The 301-nt window shown below is 54.8% G+C and carries 1 protein-coding gene; it reads right to left on the reverse strand.

Annotated features, from left to right (window positions below):
- On the reverse strand, nucleotides 1-301 hold a 301-nt coding region (locus J0A66_RS22740), incomplete at both ends, for a magnesium transporter MgtE N-terminal domain-containing protein (protein WP_439098895.1).

The raw sequence follows: 301 nt of genomic DNA on the forward strand, positions 1-301 counted from the left end.
CTGGAAGATCGTATCCGGCAGGCCGCGCAGCAGCTCGGCCAGATCGTCGGTATCCATGTCTTCCAGGGCATCGGCGAGTTTTTCCGGCACCATCTGGCGGATAATGCCGTTGCGCACATCTTCCGATAGTTCTTCAAGCACATCACCGTGAAATTCGGGGTCAATCAGTTGCCATAATACTGCGCGACTTTTGGCTGGGGTGGATTCCAGCAAAAACGCCACATCAGGTGCCGGCATATGGTGGAGCATCTTACGCACATGCACATACATGCCGCTGGACAGGGCATCATTTATGGCCTGT

Source organism: Bowmanella dokdonensis, assembly GCF_017254865.1.
Taxonomy (GTDB): Bacteria; Pseudomonadota; Gammaproteobacteria; order Enterobacterales; family Alteromonadaceae; genus Bowmanella; species Bowmanella dokdonensis.